Here is a 15,572-nt window from a genome sequence, read left to right on the forward strand (position 1 = left end):
CGCGGGGCCGCGCTGTAGCGCGGCCCCGCGGGGCTCGGTGTCGTGTAGGGGGCCGGGGGCCCTCAGCGCGGCGTCAGTGGCCGCCGCCCTGCTGCTCGTCGCGGCGGCGCTGCCACCGCTCCTCGATCCGGTGCATCATCGAGCGGCGCTGCCGGGTCTGGCGGCCACCGGCCGCCGCCCCGCCATCCGCCTGCTGCTCACCCGGTTTGGGCGCCTTGCGCCATCCGGTGACCGCCAGTACCGCGCAGCCCAGCATGACGAGGAACCCCACCACGCTGATCCAGATCTGCTGAGCGACCATTCCAGCCATGAGGAGCGCGATACCCACCAGGAAGCCGGCGACTGCCTGGTAGACCCGTCGCCGGGTGTACGTACGCAGTCCGCTTCCCTCGAGCGCTGTCGCGAACTTGGGATCTTCGGCGTACAGCGCTCGCTCCATCTGCTCGAGCATTCGCTGCTCGTGCTCCGAGAGCGGCACGGAGTCCTCCTAGTCGTCGGTCGCGGGGGCGACCGGGATGCGGCCCTTTCAGGATAGGCAGGGAATCGTCCCCGTGAAACCCGCCCTCAACGCCAATCGTCAATCCGGGCCGCCAAGCGGTTCGGGTTGCTGAGGCGTTGATTCCCCAGCACCTTGCCTGTCATGCCGAACGGTGTCCCCCGATCATACGGGGCGAAGCCCGTGACCGGAGGTGCTGTGGCGTACTCCATGTGCGGTTGCGTCCCTGATCAGCGACGCGACCGGGGTGTCAGGCGGGCTTCTCGCCCAGGACGTGCAACTGGGTGGCGATGGCATGGAAGGAGGACAGCTCCGCCGCGGCGGCCTCCAGCTTGAGCAGCGCCTCCGCCGCGCCGGGCTCGGTGTCGACGAGAACACCGGGGACCAGATCGGCGAAGACCCGCACGCCGTGGACCGCGCCGACGTCCAGGCCGGCCGCGCCCGCAAGCTCGGTGAGCTGGTCCGCCGTGAAGCGCCGGGGCACCGGGTCGCCGGTGCCCCAGCGCCCGGCCGGATCGCTGAGGGCGTTCCTGGCCTCGGTGAAGTGGCCGGCCAGTGCGCGGGCGAGGACGGCGCCGCCGACGCCCGCGGCGAGCAGGCTGAGCGCGCCGCCGCCCCGCAGCGCGGCCGTGGCGTTCCGTACGCCCTCGGCCGGGTCGTCCACGTACTCCAGGACGCCGTGGCAGAGCACCACGTCGTACCCGTCGCGCCCGACCACGTCGAAGAGGCCGCGGATGTCGCCCTGGACCCCGCTGACCCGCTCGGCGACTCCGGCCTCGGCGGCCCGGCGCTCCAGCGCGAACAGGGCGTTCGGGCTGGGGTCGACGACCGTGACCCGGTGACCGAGGCGGGCCACCGGCACCGCGAAGTTCCCGGAGCCGCCTCCCGTGTCGAGGACGTCGAGGCAGTCCTTCCCGGTGGCCTTGACCCGGCGATCGAGGGCGTCCTTGAGGACGTCCCAGACGACGGCCGTACGAAGGGAGGCGCGCGACGGGCGCGACGACGCCTCTCGACCGAAGACAGGGGAAGGGTCCGACACGGCTGTTGACTCCTCGGTGACGGTGTACGAACGCCTCCCACCCTATGGCCTCGGGGGTGCTCCCCCGCTCAACCGTCTCTCACCCGGTGGCCTCTCCCGCACCGGTCTGGCGGGGCAGTACGGGCTGGAGGACGAGAAGGCGCTCGACCAGGCGCAGGAACATCGCCGCGTCCCGGAGCAGGTCGTCGGCGTCCCTCGGGGTCGCCGCGCCCGGTATGCCCGCCTCGGCCCGGGCCCGGCGGGAGGCGCCGGAGGCGAACAGGGCGCTCCACTCGGTGAGCTCGGGCGCTATCTCGGGCAGCACTTCCCAGGCGCTCCGGATCCGGGTCCGTTTACGGGGATGGGTCTCGGGCCGGCCCCGGGCGGCCAGCACCGCCGCGGCGGTGCGCAGCGCGGCGAGGTGGGCGGTGGCATACCGCTCGTTGGGCCGGTCGAAGCCGGCGGCCTCGTCGAGACCGGCGCGGGCCTGGGCGAGCAGGTCGAGGGCGGCGGGCGGCGCCGAGGAACGGCGCGGCACGGGGTGGACGTCGGACGGTGGTCCGGCCAGTGCGGGGGCAGGGCGCGCCCCAGGGCGGCGCCTGGGCGCGGCTGCTGCGGAGGAGCTGGTCATGACGAGCCTCCTGTCGTCGTGTGACGGCTCTGTGTCCGTATGTGTCCATGGTGAAGGGCACCACTGACAGCCACGCTGACCTGCCGTTTTGCCGGGAGGAGCGATCCGGGATAGGTTTTTGCACTGACTGGTCAGTTCAAAAGTGGGGAAAGTGGGGGTGGACCGGTGGAAGCGAACCCGGAGGAGCCGCACGGCGCTGCCGTCGTCGCGGACGGATTCGGGCTGAAGGGACCGCGCGGCTGGGTCTTCCGCGGGGTCGGCTTCCGGGCCGAGCCCGGCGCGCTCGTCGCGATCGAGGGGCCGTCCGGGTCGGGCCGCACCTGCCTGCTGCTCGCGCTGACCGGCCGGATGAAGCCCCAGGAGGGCCACGCCGAGGTCGCAGGCCTCCCGCTGCCCCGCAGGATGGCCGCCGTGCGCCGGATCAGCGCGCTCGGCCCGGTGCCCGGGGTGAGCGACCTCGACCCCGCTCTCACCGTCGCCGAGCATCTGCGCGAGCGCGCCCTGCTCCAGCGCCGCTACGACGGCGCCGTACGGGCCCTGCTGCGGCCGCCAGGCGAGCGGGCCGCCGCCACCAGGGCGCGGATCGACGCCGCCCTGGAGGCCTCCGGGCTCGATCTGGACGCCCTGCCGAAGGGCGAGCGGACGTCCGTACGAGACCTGGAGCGCTTGGAGGCGCTCCGCCTGTCCGTGGCCCTGGCCCTGATCGGCCGGCCCCGGCTGCTCGCCCTCGACGACGCCGACCTCAAGCTCTCGGCCGCCGACCGGGCCGAGGCCTGGGCGCTGCTGCGCTCGATCGCCGACGCCGGGACGACGGTCCTCGCCGTGTGCAGCGAGGCCCCCGAGGACGCCCTGAGGGTCACCACGACACCACGCGCCGCCGACGACGCCACCGAAGACACCGCGGACGGCGCCGACGGCGCGGACACCGACGACGCCGACGACACCGACAGCGCGACCGAAGACACCGCAGACGGCGCCGCCGCGGACGCGACCGGAGCCGCTGCCGAGGACGCCACCGAAGACACGACCGAGGAGGGGGAAGCCGATGCGCTCGCCGAAACTGGCCGCGCTTGAGCTGAAGCGGTTCGGCAGGGGGAAGCTGCCGCGCGCCGCGCTCGTCGCGATCCTGCTGCTGCCGCTGCTGTACGGCGCGCTGTACCTCTGGTCCTTCTGGGACCCGTACAGCAGGCTCGACCGGATACCCGTCGCGCTCGTCAACGACGACAAGGGCGCCACCGCCGACGGCAAGAAGATCAACGCCGGCGACGACATCACCGAGAACCTGCTCGACAGCAAGGTCTTCGCCTGGCGGCAGGTGAGCGACGCCGAGGCCCGCAAGGGCGTCGAGGACGGGACGTACTACCTCTCGCTGACCATGCCGGAGGACTTCAGCGCCCGGATCGCCTCCAGCTCGGGCGACTCCCCCGAGACGGGCGCGCTGAAGGTCCGTACGAACGACGCCAACAACTACATCGTCGGGCAGATCTCGCGGACGGTCTTCTCCGAGGTGCGCACCGCCGCCTCCACGAAGTCCTCGCGCTCCTTCCTCGACAAGATCTTCATCTCGTTCTCCGACATCCATGACGCCACCGCCGACGCGGCCAAGGGCGCGGGTGACCTCAAGACCGGCGTGGACAAGGCCAAGAAGGGCTCCAAGAGCCTGGCCGACGGGCTGAAGAGCGCCAAGGACGGCAGCGGGGACCTGGCCTCCGGCCTGAAGAAGCTCGACAAGGGCGCGGGCGACCTGGAGACCGGCTCCCGGCAGGTCGCCGACGGCACGAAGGCGCTCGCCGACAAGGTCGACGGTACGGCCGCCAAGGTCCGCCCGTACCTGAAGAACAACGGCAAGACGATCGGCGACACCGCCCGGCTGGTCTCCGACGCCGCCGGAGCCGTCCGCAACGACCTGGCCGACGTGGTCCGCCGCGCGCCGGTCGCCCGGAGCGCCGCCCACGTCGCTGACGACAAGCTGGGGGCCCTCCACAAGAAGGAGTGCGTCGACAACCCGCTGCCGGACCCCAAGACCTGCCCGGTCCTCAAGGAGGCCAAGACCACGGCCCACGACGTGGCCAAGATCGCCGACGACCTCCACGAGCTGGCCAAGGACAGCGACGGCGACCTGAAGAAGCTGGACAAGCGTCTCGCCACCGTGCAGAAGCAGGCCGACGAGCTCGCCAAGGCAGCCCCGCACCTGGACGACGACCTCGAAGGCGCCGTCAAGAAGATCCACAGGCTCAACGACGGCGCCCAGAAGGTCGCCAAGGGCGCCGACCAGCTCCACACGGGCCTGACCAGCGCCAAGACCGGCTCGGCGAGCCTCGACAGCGGGGTCGGCAGGCTGAAGAAGGGCGCCGGGGAGCTCGACGGCGGAATGTTCAAGCTCGCCGACGGTTCCGGAGAGCTGGCCACGGGTCTGAAGGAGGGGGTCGCCAAGATCCCCGACTACGACAAGCCGGACCGTGACCGGCGTACGGAGGTCATGGCCGATCCCGTCGAGCTCGCCTCCCAGTCCCTGCACAAGGCGCCCAACTACGGCACCGGCTTCGCCCCGTACTTCATCCCGCTCTCCCTCTGGGTCGGCGCGATGGTGGCGTACATGCTGATCCAGCCGCTCAACCGGCGCGCGCTCGCCGCCGGGGCCTCGGCCTGGCGGATCGCCCTGGCAGGCTGGCTGCCCGTCGCGGCCATCGGGCTGCTCCAGGTCGCCGCGCTGATGTCGGTGCTCCACTGGGGCCTCGGCCTCCAGATGGCCAGGGCCGCCGGAACGGTCGGCTTCCTGGCCCTGGTGACCTGCTGCTTCGCCGCGATCATCCAGTGGCTCAACGCCCGCTTCGGCGCGGCGGGACGGATCCTGGTGCTCGCCGTGCTGATGCTCCAGCTGACCTCGGCGGGCGGCACGTACCCCGTCCAGACCAGCCCGGGCTTCTTCAACGCGATCCACCCCTTCCTGCCGATGAGTTACGTGGTCGAGTCGCTGCGCCGGCTGATCTCGGGCGGCGGGATCGGACCCGTCTGGCAGGCGTGCGCGGTCCTGGCCGCCTTCACGGTGGGCGCGCTGGCGCTGACCGCCGTCTCCGCGCGGCGCAGGCAGGTGTGGACCCTGGACCGGCTCCACCCCGACCTGTCCCTGTGAACCCCCCTCTGTGACACCCGCGAGACCTGTGAGAATCGAGCCCATGGACAGCAGCAGCACCAGACGCCAGGCGACGCGCGCGAAGCTCTACGAGGCCGCCGTCACCCTCATCGCCGAGCAGGGCTTCTCGGCGACCACGGTGGACGAGATCGCCGAGCGCGCGGGCGTCGCCAAGGGCACGGTCTACTACAACTTCAAGAGCAAGACCGAGCTCTTCGAGGAGCTGCTGCGGCACGGCGTCGGCCTGCTCACCGCCTCCCTGCGGGCGGCGGCCGAGGAGACGGCGGAGCGGGGCGGGAGCCGGGTCGACGCGCTGGACGCGATGATCCGGGCCGGTCTGGTCTTCATCGACCGCTATCCGGCCTTCACCCAGCTGTACGTCGCCGAGCTCTGGCGCACCAACCGGGCCTGGAACGAGACCCTCCTGGTGGTCCGTCAGCAGGCGGTCGCGGTGGTGGAGGGCGTGCTGCGGGAGGGGGTCGAGGAGGGCGAGCTGAGCCAGGAGATCGACATCCCGCTCACCGCGGCGGCGCTGGTCGGGATGGTCCTGGTGGCCGCCCTCGACTGGCAGGCCTTCCAGCGGGAGCGCTCGCTCGACGACGTCCACAGCGCGCTGTCCCGGCTGCTGCACGGGCGCGTGAGCGGCCGCTAGGCCCCCTGGGCCGGGGGCGCGCCCGGCAGGCAGGACCCGCGGAACACGGGAAACACGACGAACGGCGAGGCTCGATCCCCCCGAGCCTCGCCGTCCGCCGTTCCAGCACCCCCGTGCAACCCCCGTTGCTCCCCCGTGCACCCCCGTGCCGGCAGGCGCGCGACCCCGTTCCGCCACCCCGTGTCGGCGGTACCGGAGCCGCGCTCCCTCCGTGCTCCCCACTCTCTCGTCTCCGCAGGTCGGAACCCATCCGCGCACCTACTCATCTCGACGTCTAGGTACGGGTACTCAGAGCTGGTTACGATCGCGGGCGTGTCCGTACTCCCCCTGGTCTTCACCAGCGGCTGGGCGAGCGGGATCAACGCCTACGCGGTGGTCCTCCTGCTCGGCATCTTCGGCGCGACCGGCATCACCGACGAGGTGCCCGAGTCGTTGCAGCGCACCGACGTCCTCATCGCCGCCGGGGTGCTGTTCCTCTGCGAGGCGGTGGCGGACAAGATCCCCTACGTCGACTCCGTGTGGGACTCCGTCCACACCGTGATCCGGCCCGTGGCGGGCGCCGTGGTCGCCGCCCTGCTCGCCGGTCAGTCCGGTTCGATCCCCGAGCTCGCGGCGGGCGCGGTGGGCGGTACCACCGCCTTGCTGAGCCACTTCGTCAAGGCGGGGACCCGGATGGCGATCAACACCTCGCCCGAGCCGTTCTCCAACATCGCCATGAGCACGGCGGAGGACCTCGGGGTCGCCGGGATCATCACCTTCGCCATGTTCAACCCCCAGGCGGCGGCCGTCATCGCGGCCGTGCTGCTCCTGCTCGGGCTGGTGATACTCGTCTTCCTCGCCCACAGCATCCGCCGGTTCCTGCGGCGCAGGGCGCAGCGCCGGGAGGAACGGCGCCTGGCCGCCGCGGAGCCCCGGCACCCGGTCCCGCCCGACTGACCACGCACCGGATCAGGGCTGTCGGTCTGACCGCGCACCGGATCAGGGCTGTCGGTGGCGGCCGATAAGGTCACTGGCATGGCACGGATTGTGGTGATCGGCGCCGGGCTCGGCGCCATGGCGGCGGCCGCCCGGCTGGCCGTGGCCGGCCACCGGGTGACGGTGTACGAGCGCGGCGGGACGTACGGCGGCGCGGTGCGCCGCTTCGAGCGGGACGGGTTCGGATTCGACACCGGCCCCGGGCTGCTGCACCTGCCCGCGGTCTACCGCGATCTCTTCGTCAAGACCGGCAAGGAGTCCCTGGAGGACTCCGTCGGGCTGACCCAGGTCGACCCGGCGAGCCGTCATGTCTTCGCCGACGGCACCCGCGTGGACCTGCCCAACGCCTCGCGGGCGGGCACGGTCTCCGCCCTGGACGCGGCGCTCGGCGCGGGCGCCGGAGAGCGGTGGGGCGACTTCCTGGGCCGGGCCCGCGAGGCCTGGGACCGCACACGCCGGCCGCTCCTGGAGGAGCCGCAGACGGCGGACACCTCTCCGCTCGCCCGCGAGCCGTACCCGGCCCTGAAGGCGGGGCTGCTGCGGCGCCCCGCGACGACGCTGGCGCAGGTCGGCGCGCGGGAGCTGCGCGACCCCCGGCTCGTCGCGCTCCTCGACTCGTACGCCTGGGCGTACGGCTTCGATCCGGCCACCGCCCCCGCCGCGGCCGCCGTCCTGCCGTACATGGAGCAGACGTTCGGCACCTGGTACGTGAGCGGCGGCATCCGGGCGCTCGCGGACGCGGTGTACGAGCGGTGCCTCAAGCGGCGGGTGGAGTTCGTCCTCGACACCGAGGTCACCGGCGTCCGGGTCGAGCAGGGCCGGGCGGCGGGCATCGAGCTGGCCGGGGGCGAGGTCGTCGCCGCGGATCACGTCGTGGCGGGCGCGCCCGTGCCCGCGCTCTACCGGGACCACGTCGTGCCCTGGGAGCGCCAGGACGAGTGGCCGCGGTACCAGGCCGACGGGACGGGGCGGATGACGGTCTGTCTGGCCCTGCGCGGCACACGGGAGGCAGACGCCGTCCACCGGACCGTCGTCCACGCGACGGGGGACCGTCCCACCACGACCGTGCTGCGGCCCGACGACCCGTCACTCCGGCCCGACGGCGACCACGAGTCGGTGACCCTCACCGCGACGGTGAACCTGTACCCGGAGTACGACTGGGCGGGGATCGCCGAAGAGATGGTGACGGCCGCGGAGTCGGCCGTCCCGGGGCTCCGGGACCGGCTGCTCTGGCAGGAGGTCCGTACCCCGGACGACACCCTGAGAGAGACGGGGGCCGCCGAGGTGCCGGGGCCGGCGCTCGCGGGCGGCCGGGGCGCCTTCCTGCCCGCGGCCAACCGCTCCCCGCTCCCCGGGCTCCACTTCGCGGGCGGCTGGTCCCACCCGGGCGGCGGGCTGGCCCACGCGGGCATGTCGGGCGCGCTGGTCGCCGGTCTGATCGTGGAGGGCGACGACTTCCGCGGCTCCCAGTGAGCGGCGCCCCGGGCCGCGCTCGGTGAACGACGCCCCGGGCTAGTACCGGTACTGCTGGTCGTTGTTGTACGGCTCGTAGTGCTCGTAGCCCTGCTGCGGCGGCTGCGCGGGCTGCTCGCCGTCGCGCTGCTGCGGCACCCACACCCCGCCGGGCGGCGTGTCGTAGCCGTACGAAGGGGCGTACGGGTCCGCGTAGGGCTGCTGGCCGCCGTTGCCGTAGTCGTACGCGGCGTACTGCTGGCCGTCCGTGCTGGGGCCGATGTACGGGTCCGAGTAGGCGGCGTACTGCTGCTGGCCGGTGCCGTAGTCGTAGGCGGGCTGGGCGTACCCCGGCTGCTGCGCGTAACCGGGCTGCTGGTCGTACCCCTGCGTCCCGCCGTAGCCGTCGTAACCGTCGTAGGAGGGCTGCGTGGTCTCGGCGTGGTCCTGGGAGTGGTCGTACGAGGTGTCGTAGATGCCGTACTGGCCGGTGTCGTCGGGCAGCGGCTGGGGCTCGTAGACCGCGGTGGTCTCGGCGGCGGCCGGCTCGGCCTCCTCGTAGGAGAGGTCGGTGACCTCCAGCGTGGGGCCGGCTGGCGCGGCGGACCTGCGGCGCCTGCTCGCGCCGGGGCTCCCGCCGATCGCCCAGCCCGTGGAGAAGCCGCGGCGGAAGGACAGGGTCACATAGGTCTGTCCGACGGCGAAGGCCACCGCGCCCACGATGATCACCGCGACGGACGGCATCAGCACGCCGAGGACGACCCCGAGGAAGCCGCAGAAGGCGAGCACGCGCCAGCGCAGCCTCGCCTTGTACTGCAGGAGCACCTCACCGAGCAGCCACAACGCCACGACACCGAACGCGATGTAGAGGACCGTCCACCCCATGCCCGCCCCTCTCCTACGGCCACCGCCGCGGGTCTGGGGCGGGTACGCCGGTCACGACTGCACGTGCAGTCCGAGATTCTCGTAGATCTCGAGAGTCACGGTGGAGTTGTTCAGCGTGATGAAGTGCAGTCCGGGGACACCCTCGGAGAGCAGACGCGCGCAGAACTCCGTCGCGAACTCGATGCCAATGGAGCGTACAGCGGCCGGATCGTCCTTGACGGCGAGGATGCGGTCTTTCACGTGCGCGGGGAAGAGCGCGTTGCTCAGCCGGGGCAGCCGGTCGAGGGTCTTCACGTTCACAACAGGCATGACTTCGGGGATGATCGGCGTCTCGCAGCCGGCCTTCACCGCGCTGTCGCGCATCCGCAGATAGTTCTCGGGGTCGAAGAACATCTGGGTGATGGCGTAGTCGGCGCCGGCCCGGCACTTGTCCACGAAGTGACGGATGTCCGTGTCCCAGTCGGTGGAGCGCGGGTGCATCTCGGGGAAGGCGGCGACGCCCACGCAGAAGTCGCCGGACTCCTTGATCAGCCGGACCAGGTCGGCGGCGTACCGGACACCCTCGGGGTGCTCCACCCACTCCCCCAGCGGGTCGCCCGGCGGGTCGCCGCGTACCGCGAGCATGTTGCGGATACCGGCGTCGGCGTACTGACCCAGGATGTTGCGCAGCTCGGCGATCGACTGGTCGACGGCGGTGAGGTGGGCGACGGGGGTGAGCGTGGTGTCGCCGGCAATCTTCTGGGTGGCCTTGACCGTGCCGCCGCGGGTGGAACCGCCGGCGCCGTAGGTCACCGAGACGAAGCTCGGTCCGACCGCCTCGACCCGTCGCATGGCGTTCCAGAGGTTCTGCTCGCCCTTCTCGGTCCGGGGCGCGAAGAACTCGAACGAGTACGACGGCTTGCCGGAGGCGAGGATCTCGCGGACCGTACGCGCGCGGTCCGAGCGGGTGGATGCGGTACCAAGGGCCATACCGGCAGGTTAGACGGGGTGCCATGGCCGGCGAAGCAGCGTCCGAGTGATGGACACCGTTTTGGACATCACCCAGGAGCCGGGAGGACCCCTTGGACGTTACGACAGATCACGGGCACCGCCGCCCGTGACGGCGGGGTCGGAGCGGGCGGCCATGACGCCGCGTTCCTACGCCAGGCGCTCGCGGACCCGCTTGGCCAGCCGGGCCGCCGCCGCGGCGGGGTCGTCGGCCTCGGTGATCGCGCGGACGACGACGATCCGGCGGGCGCCGGCGTCCAGGACCTCGTCCAGGTTGGTCTCGTCGATCCCGCCGATAGCGAACCAGGGCCGGTCCTGCTCCAGGGCGGCCGCGTGGCGGACGAGGCCGAGCCCGGGGGCGTACCGCCCGGGCTTGGTGGGGGTGGGCCAGCAGGGGCCCGTGCAGAAGTAGTCCACGCCCGGCTCGGCGACGGCCGCGTCCACCTCGGACTCCGCGTGGCAGGAACGGCCGATCAGCACCTCGTCGCCGAGGATCGCCCGGGCGGCGGGCACCGGCAGGTCGCCCTGGCCCAGGTGCAGCACGTCGGAGCCGATGGCGTGGGCGACGTCCGCCCGGTCGTTCACGGCGAGCAGCCGGCCGTGCCGGCGGCACGCCTCGGCGAGGACCGCGAGGTGCTCCAGCTCCTCACCGGCCTCCATGCCCTTGTCGCGCAGCTGCACGATGTCCACGCCGGAGGAGAGCACGGCGTCCAGGAACTCCGGCAGGTCTCCCTGGCGCTTGCGGGCGTCGGTGCACAGGTAGAGCCGGGCGTCGGCGAGCTGCGCGCGAGACGTGGACATGGGTGCTTCCCCCCGTTGGATGCGGTGGCCCCGGGGGCCGGGCGGACCCGGCCCCCGGAGGCCTCCTGTGGTGTCTTCGGTGCGTCAGACGGCAAGCGCCTGGGCGCGGCGCTTCACCTCCGTGCCGCGATTCTCGCTGAGGGCCTGCGCGGGCGTACCCGGCAGGGTCGGGTCGGGAGTGAAGAGCCACTCCAGCATCTCTTCGTCGGTGAAGCCGTCGTCCTTCAGGAGGGTCAGGGTTCCGGAGAGCCCCTTGACCACCTTGTCGCCGTCGATGAAGGCGGCGGGCACCTGCAGCGCCTTGTTCTCACCGCGGCGTACGGCGATGAGCTGGCCCTCCTTGACCAGCTGCCGCACGCGCGTCACCTCGACATCGAGCATTTCCGCGATGTCGGGGAGGTAGAGCCAGGCGGGGACGAGAGCATCGGTTCTTGCGTCAATCTCGGTCACGGGACAAGCCTGCCATCCCGGACTGACAGTCGGTAGTCGGGCCTACAGGAGTGCCGCCTTCAGAGGGACGGAAGCGTCTGCGGCGCGCCGGGGGTCGACCCGCGCGCCGGACTCGATCAGCTTGCGGCCCTGGGCCAGGTCGCGGGGGCGGCCGACGGCGAGCAGCGCGACCAGGACGCCGTCGCGCAGCCAGAGCACGGACCAGGCGGGATCGGCGGGATCACCGCGGTGGACCAGCTCGGCGGCCCCGGTGTGGTGCCCCGCGTACTGCACGAAGCGGCCGAACTGCTCGGACCAGAAGTACGGGACCGGGTCGTAGACCCGGGGGGTCTCGCCGATGATGTCGGCCGCGACGGTCCGGGGGCCCTGGAGCGCGTTGTCCCAGTGGTGGACCAGGAGCCGGGAGGCGTAGCGGGCGGAGGGGAAGGAGGCGCAGTCGCCGACGGCGTACACGTCGGGCAGGGAGGTGCGCAGCCGGTCGTCGGCGGTGACGGAGCCGTCGGCGCCGAGGGCGATGCCGGAGCCGGTGAGCCAGTGGGTGGCGGGGCGGGCGCCGATGCCGACGACGACCGCGTCGGCGGGGAGCCGTCGGCCGTCGGCGAGCACGACCGTGCCGGGTTCGATCCGGTCCACGCGCGCGTGGGTCAGCAGTTCGGCGCCGCTCTCCGCGTACCAGCCGGCCATCGGGGCAGCGACCTCGGCGGGCAGCGCACCGGCGAGCGGCCGGTCGGCGGCCTCGACGACGGTGACGGCGCACCCCGCCTCGCGCGCGGCGGTGGCGAACTCGGCGCCGATCCAGCCGGCGCCGACCACCACGATGTCGTGGCGCCGCTCCAGGACGGGCCTCAGACGGGCGGCGTCGTCGAGGGTGCGCAGCAGATGGACCCCGGGCACGCCCTCGGTGCCGGGCAGGGTGACCGGTTCGGCTCCGGTGGCGACGACCAGGACGTCGTACGGGACGGGCCCGGCCTCGGTGTCGACCTCGTGGGCGTCGGCGCGCAGGCCGGTCACGTCGAGGCCGAGGCGCAGTTCGATGGCGAGCGCCTCGAAGTCGACGTCGAAGGCCGAGTCCTCGGCCTTGCCGAGGAGGACCGCCTTGGACAGGGGCGGGCGGTCGTAGGGCTGGTGCGGCTCGGCCCCGACGAGGGTGACCTGTCCGGCGAAGCCCTGCTCGCGGAGGGCGACGGCGGTCTGCACGCCCGCCATTCCCGCGCCCACGACGACGACCCGCTGCTGTGCCTGCTTCTGCTCGCTCACCCGATCACCTTACAAAGCTGACGCCGCGTCAGGAAGGCAGCTCTTCGACCACGCTGGTGCCGGAGCCCTCCTGGGACTCCCATGCCCAGCTCTCCTCCAGCCGAACGCGTCCGTCCGGCAGCTCCGCCACAGTGGAGACGCAATGCCCGGCAGAGGTCGTTCCGTCCTGCTTCAGCTGCACGTACCGGAAGTCGAGCCGGTCCCCCGCGCGCGTGCCGACGAGAGACCCCCGCACCACGTCACCACCCGCGTACTCGGCCCAGATCCGGCCGTCCTCCTCGTGGTACGTGAACCGGGTGCGCGTCCCGACCTGTCCGGGCGCCTGGTCGGCGACGGGGGCGAGGACGAGACCGTCGAGAGAACGACAGGGCGGGGCGGAGCCCCTCGTTCCAGGGTGGTGGGGGGAGACGGGAGGGCGGGTCACTGCGGAGGCTCCCTTACTGGGTGTCGGATGCGGGGGTTAGGCTGACCGTCAACGTAGAGCACTCGCGGGAGCCCGGACGCATCGGGCTGAGAGGGAGGCTGGCCGGCCTCCGACCGTACGAACCTGATCCGGGTCATGCCGGCGAAGGGAGGGGCTGGACGCCCATGTCGCGTACACGCAGTACCTCGGACGTTCTCGTCGTCGGGGGCGGAATCATCGGTCTGGTCACGGCCTGGCGGGCCGCGCAGCGCGGGCTGAGCACCACGGTCGCGGACCCCGAACCGGGCGGCGGGGCCGCCCGGGTGGCGGCCGGGATGCTGGCCGCCGTCACCGAACTCCACTACGGCGAGGAGACCCTGCTCGCCCTCAACCTCGCCTCCGCCCGCCGTTATCCGGACTTCGTGGCCGAACTCCAGGACGTCACCGGGCAGGACGTCGGCCATCGGGCCTGCGGCACGCTGGCCGTCGCGCTCGACGCCGACGACCGGGCGCATCTGCGCGAGCTGCACGCGCTGCAGATCCGCTGCGGCCTGGAGTCGGAGTGGCTCAGCGGCCGCGAGTGCCGCCGCCTGGAGCCGATGCTGGCCCCGGGCGTACGCGGCGGGCTGCGGGTCGACGGCGACCACCAGGTCGATCCGCGCCGGCTCGCCGCCGCGCTGGTCACCGCCTGCGAGAAGGCCGGGGTGGTCTTCCACCGCGGTCACGCCGAGCGGCTGACGGTGGTCAGGGACCGGGCCACGGGCGTCGCCGTCGCGGACGGCGGCACGCTGGAGGCGGACCAGGTCGTGCTCGCGGCGGGCAGCCTCAGCGGGCGGCTCGACGGGGTGCCGGGGGACGTCGTGCCGCCCGTACGTCCCGTCAAGGGACAGGTGCTGCGGCTCACCGTGCCGCGCGCGTTCGCCCCGTTCCTGTCCCGGACCGTCCGGGCCGTCGTCCGCGGCAGCCACGTCTATCTGGTGCCCCGCGAGAACGGCGAGCTGGTGGTCGGCGCGACCAGCGAGGAGCTCGGCTGGGACACCACCGTCACGGCGGGCGGGGTCTACGAGCTGCTCCGGGACGCCCATGAGCTCGTACCGGGCCTCACCGAGCTGCCGCTCACCGAGACGCTGGCGGGCCTGCGGCCCGCGTCCCCGGACAACGCGCCGATGCTCGGCCCGACCGCGCTGCCCGGCCTTCTGCTGGCCACCGGCCACTACCGCAACGGGGTGCTGCTCACCCCGGTCACCGGCGACGTCATGGCCGAGGTCCTCACCACCGGCGTGCTTCCGGACGAGGCCCGCCCCTTCACTCCCCGCCGCTTCTCCCCCGTGCCTCAGGAGCAGCCCGCATGAACGCTTCCACGAACCTCCCCACGAACACCGCGACTGACGCCACGACGAAAGCCACGACGAACGTCTCCGTCAACGGCGAAGCGCGTGTCCTCGCCGCGCCCACGACCCTCGACGCCCTGGTCGCGACGCTGACGGCGGCGCCCTCGGGCGTGGCCGCGGCCGTCAACGAGACGGTCGTGCCGCGCAGCCAGTGGTCCGCGACCGTCCTCGGCGAGGGCGACCGGGTCGAGGTCCTCACCGCCGTGCAGGGGGGCTGAGCGCGATGTCCGACGACACCCTCCTCCTCGGGGGTACGGAGTTCTCCTCCCGGCTGATCATGGGCACCGGCGGGGCGCCGAGCCTGGACGTCCTGGAACGCTCGCTGGCCGTCAGCGGTACGGAGCTGACGACCGTCGCCATGCGGCGCCTCGACCCGACCGTGCGGGGCTCGGTCCTGTCCGTCCTGAACCGGCTCTCGATCCGCGTCCTGCCGAACACGGCGGGCTGCTACACGGCGGGCGAGGCGGTCCTGACCGCGCGCCTCGCCCGGGAGGCGCTCGGCACCGACTGGATCAAGCTGGAGGTCATCGCCGACGAGCGGACCCTGCTGCCGGACCCGATCGAGACGCTCGACGCGGCGGAGACGCTGGTGGACGACGGCTTCACGGTCCTGCCGTACACCAACGACGACCCGGTGCTCGCGCGGAAGCTCGAGGACGTGGGGTGCGCGGCGGTCATGCCGCTGGGCTCGCCGATCGGCTCCGGGCTCGGGATCCGCAACCCGCACAACTTCCAGCTGATCGTGGAGCGGGCGAGCGTGCCGGTGATCCTGGACGCGGGGGCCGGAACGGCCTCCGACGTCGCGCTGGCGATGGAGCTGGGGTGCGCGGCGGTCATGCTCGCCTCCGCGGTGACACGGGCGCAGGACCCGGTGCTGATGGCGGAGGGGATGCGGCACGCGGTGGAGGCGGGCCGTCTGGCGCACCGGGCGGGCCGGATCCCGCGGCGCCACTTCGCGGAGGCCTCCTCGCCCGCGGAGGGCCGGGCGGTCCTGGACCCGGAACGTCCGGCGTTCTGACTCCGCCGCCGGGCGCGGGGAAG

Annotated in this window: 17 protein-coding genes and 1 riboswitch; of the genes, 8 read left to right on the forward strand and 9 right to left on the reverse strand. The window is 72.8% G+C overall.

Annotation, left to right across the window (positions count from 1 at the left end):
- Nucleotides 1-73: 73 nt before the first annotated feature.
- The 3 genes from M5362_RS19125 to M5362_RS19135 all read right to left on the reverse strand — a co-directional run bounded on the left by M5362_RS19125 (nt 74) and on the right by M5362_RS19135 (nt 2,145).
- Nucleotides 74-478: a DUF3040 domain-containing protein gene (locus M5362_RS19125; RefSeq protein ID WP_260228803.1), complete on the reverse strand. Its 405-nt coding sequence runs from the start codon at nt 476-478 to the stop codon at nt 74-76.
- Nucleotides 479-746: 268 nt separating this feature from the next.
- Complete coding sequence (locus M5362_RS19130) at nt 747-1,535, reverse strand: bifunctional 2-polyprenyl-6-hydroxyphenol methylase/3-demethylubiquinol 3-O-methyltransferase UbiG (protein ID WP_260228804.1); 789 nt, start codon at nt 1,533-1,535, stop codon at nt 747-749.
- Between the two features lie 79 nt (nt 1,536-1,614).
- Entirely contained in the window at nt 1,615-2,145 is a 531-nt protein-coding gene (locus tag M5362_RS19135) for an SAV_6107 family HEPN domain-containing protein (RefSeq protein WP_260228805.1), read from the reverse strand.
- A 165-nt stretch (nt 2,146-2,310) separates the two neighbouring features.
- Between M5362_RS19135 and M5362_RS19140 the strand changes: the two genes are divergently transcribed.
- The 5 genes from M5362_RS19140 (at nt 2,311) to M5362_RS19160 (ending at nt 8,378) form a co-directional block, all read left to right on the forward strand.
- Nucleotides 2,311-3,219, forward strand: a complete 909-nt coding sequence (locus M5362_RS19140; protein ID WP_260228806.1) for an ATP-binding cassette domain-containing protein — start codon at nt 2,311-2,313, stop codon at nt 3,217-3,219.
- Nucleotides 3,191-5,278, forward strand: a complete 2,088-nt coding sequence (locus tag M5362_RS19145; RefSeq protein WP_260228807.1) for a YhgE/Pip domain-containing protein — start codon at nt 3,191-3,193, stop codon at nt 5,276-5,278. Before M5362_RS19140 ends, M5362_RS19145 begins: the two co-directional genes overlap by 29 nt.
- A gap of 43 nt (nt 5,279-5,321) precedes the next feature.
- Nucleotides 5,322-5,930 (forward strand): TetR/AcrR family transcriptional regulator, encoded by a 609-nt coding sequence (locus tag M5362_RS19150; protein WP_260228808.1) that lies wholly within the window; start codon nt 5,322-5,324, stop codon nt 5,928-5,930.
- 312 nt (nt 5,931-6,242) lie between these two features.
- Nucleotides 6,243-6,866 carry a DUF4126 domain-containing protein gene (locus tag M5362_RS19155; protein ID WP_260228809.1) on the forward strand — a complete coding sequence of 208 codons (624 nt, stop codon included), beginning with the start codon at nt 6,243-6,245 and terminating at the stop codon, nt 6,864-6,866.
- Between the two features lie 78 nt (nt 6,867-6,944).
- Nucleotides 6,945-8,378, forward strand: a complete 1,434-nt coding sequence (locus M5362_RS19160; RefSeq protein WP_260228810.1) for an NAD(P)/FAD-dependent oxidoreductase — start codon at nt 6,945-6,947, stop codon at nt 8,376-8,378.
- Between the two features lie 39 nt (nt 8,379-8,417).
- Here the strand turns inward: M5362_RS19160 and M5362_RS19165 are convergent, their stop codons facing one another.
- From M5362_RS19165 to M5362_RS19190, 6 genes are all read right to left on the reverse strand, one after another.
- A complete protein-coding gene (locus M5362_RS19165) occupies nt 8,418-9,242 on the reverse strand; it encodes a hypothetical protein (protein ID WP_260228811.1) in 825 nt (274 codons plus the stop codon).
- A 51-nt stretch (nt 9,243-9,293) separates the two neighbouring features.
- Nucleotides 9,294-10,211, reverse strand: a complete 918-nt coding sequence (gene metF / locus M5362_RS19170; protein ID WP_260228812.1) for a methylenetetrahydrofolate reductase [NAD(P)H] — start codon at nt 10,209-10,211, stop codon at nt 9,294-9,296.
- A gap of 168 nt (nt 10,212-10,379) precedes the next feature.
- Complete coding sequence (gene thiE / locus M5362_RS19175) at nt 10,380-11,030, reverse strand: thiamine phosphate synthase (RefSeq protein ID WP_260228813.1); 651 nt, start codon at nt 11,028-11,030, stop codon at nt 10,380-10,382.
- 84 nt (nt 11,031-11,114) lie between these two features.
- Nucleotides 11,115-11,480, reverse strand: a complete 366-nt coding sequence (locus M5362_RS19180; RefSeq protein WP_260228814.1) for an Rv2175c family DNA-binding protein — start codon at nt 11,478-11,480, stop codon at nt 11,115-11,117.
- A gap of 42 nt (nt 11,481-11,522) precedes the next feature.
- On the reverse strand, nt 11,523-12,737 hold the full coding sequence (locus tag M5362_RS19185) for an FAD-dependent oxidoreductase (RefSeq protein ID WP_260228815.1): 1,215 nt from the start codon (nt 12,735-12,737) through the stop codon (nt 11,523-11,525).
- Nucleotides 12,738-12,765: 28 nt separating this feature from the next.
- The gene (locus M5362_RS19190) at nt 12,766-13,161 is read right to left on the reverse strand and encodes a hypothetical protein (protein ID WP_260228816.1); all 396 of its coding nucleotides are present in this window, start codon (nt 13,159-13,161) and stop codon (nt 12,766-12,768) included.
- 54 nt (nt 13,162-13,215) lie between these two features.
- Nucleotides 13,216-13,328, forward strand: a riboswitch (TPP riboswitch).
- Here M5362_RS19190 and thiO point away from each other — a divergent pair.
- The 3 genes from thiO (at nt 13,326) to M5362_RS19205 (ending at nt 15,549) form a co-directional block, all read left to right on the forward strand.
- Nucleotides 13,326-14,492 (forward strand): glycine oxidase ThiO, encoded by a 1,167-nt coding sequence (thiO, locus tag M5362_RS19195; RefSeq protein WP_260228817.1) that lies wholly within the window; start codon nt 13,326-13,328, stop codon nt 14,490-14,492. Its footprint overlaps the riboswitch before it by 3 nt.
- Complete coding sequence (thiS, locus tag M5362_RS19200; RefSeq protein ID WP_260228818.1) at nt 14,489-14,749, forward strand: sulfur carrier protein ThiS; 261 nt, start codon at nt 14,489-14,491, stop codon at nt 14,747-14,749. Before thiO ends, thiS begins: the two co-directional genes overlap by 4 nt.
- Before the next feature lie 5 nt (nt 14,750-14,754).
- Nucleotides 14,755-15,549, forward strand: coding sequence for a thiazole synthase (locus tag M5362_RS19205; RefSeq protein ID WP_260228819.1), 795 nt, complete (start codon nt 14,755-14,757; stop codon nt 15,547-15,549).
- The last annotated feature ends 23 nt before the right edge of the window (nt 15,550-15,572 follow it).

It is taken from the genome of Streptomyces sp. Je 1-79 (genome assembly GCF_025195125.1).
Lineage (GTDB): Bacteria > Actinomycetota > Actinomycetes > Streptomycetales > Streptomycetaceae > Streptomyces.

Bases quoted from the DNA above. Each gene is read 5' to 3' on its own strand.
- M5362_RS19145 (WP_260228807.1), top strand. From the start codon at position 3,191: ATGCGCTCGCCGAAACTGGCCGCGCTTGAGCTGAAGCGGTTCGGCAGG.
- thiE (WP_260228813.1), bottom strand. From the start codon at position 11,030: ATGTCCACGTCTCGCGCGCAGCTCGCCGACGCCCGGCTCTACCTGTGC.
- M5362_RS19205 (WP_260228819.1), top strand. From the start codon at position 14,755: ATGTCCGACGACACCCTCCTCCTCGGGGGTACGGAGTTCTCCTCCCGG.
- M5362_RS19150 (WP_260228808.1), top strand. From the start codon at position 5,322: ATGGACAGCAGCAGCACCAGACGCCAGGCGACGCGCGCGAAGCTCTAC.
- M5362_RS19165 (WP_260228811.1), bottom strand. From the start codon at position 9,242: ATGGGGTGGACGGTCCTCTACATCGCGTTCGGTGTCGTGGCGTTGTGG.
- M5362_RS19135 (WP_260228805.1), bottom strand. From the start codon at position 2,145: ATGACCAGCTCCTCCGCAGCAGCCGCGCCCAGGCGCCGCCCTGGGGCG.
- thiO (WP_260228817.1), top strand. From the start codon at position 13,326: ATGTCGCGTACACGCAGTACCTCGGACGTTCTCGTCGTCGGGGGCGGA.
- M5362_RS19160 (WP_260228810.1), top strand. From the start codon at position 6,945: ATGGCACGGATTGTGGTGATCGGCGCCGGGCTCGGCGCCATGGCGGCG.
- thiS (WP_260228818.1), top strand. From the start codon at position 14,489: ATGAACGCTTCCACGAACCTCCCCACGAACACCGCGACTGACGCCACG.
- metF (WP_260228812.1), bottom strand. From the start codon at position 10,211: ATGGCCCTTGGTACCGCATCCACCCGCTCGGACCGCGCGCGTACGGTC.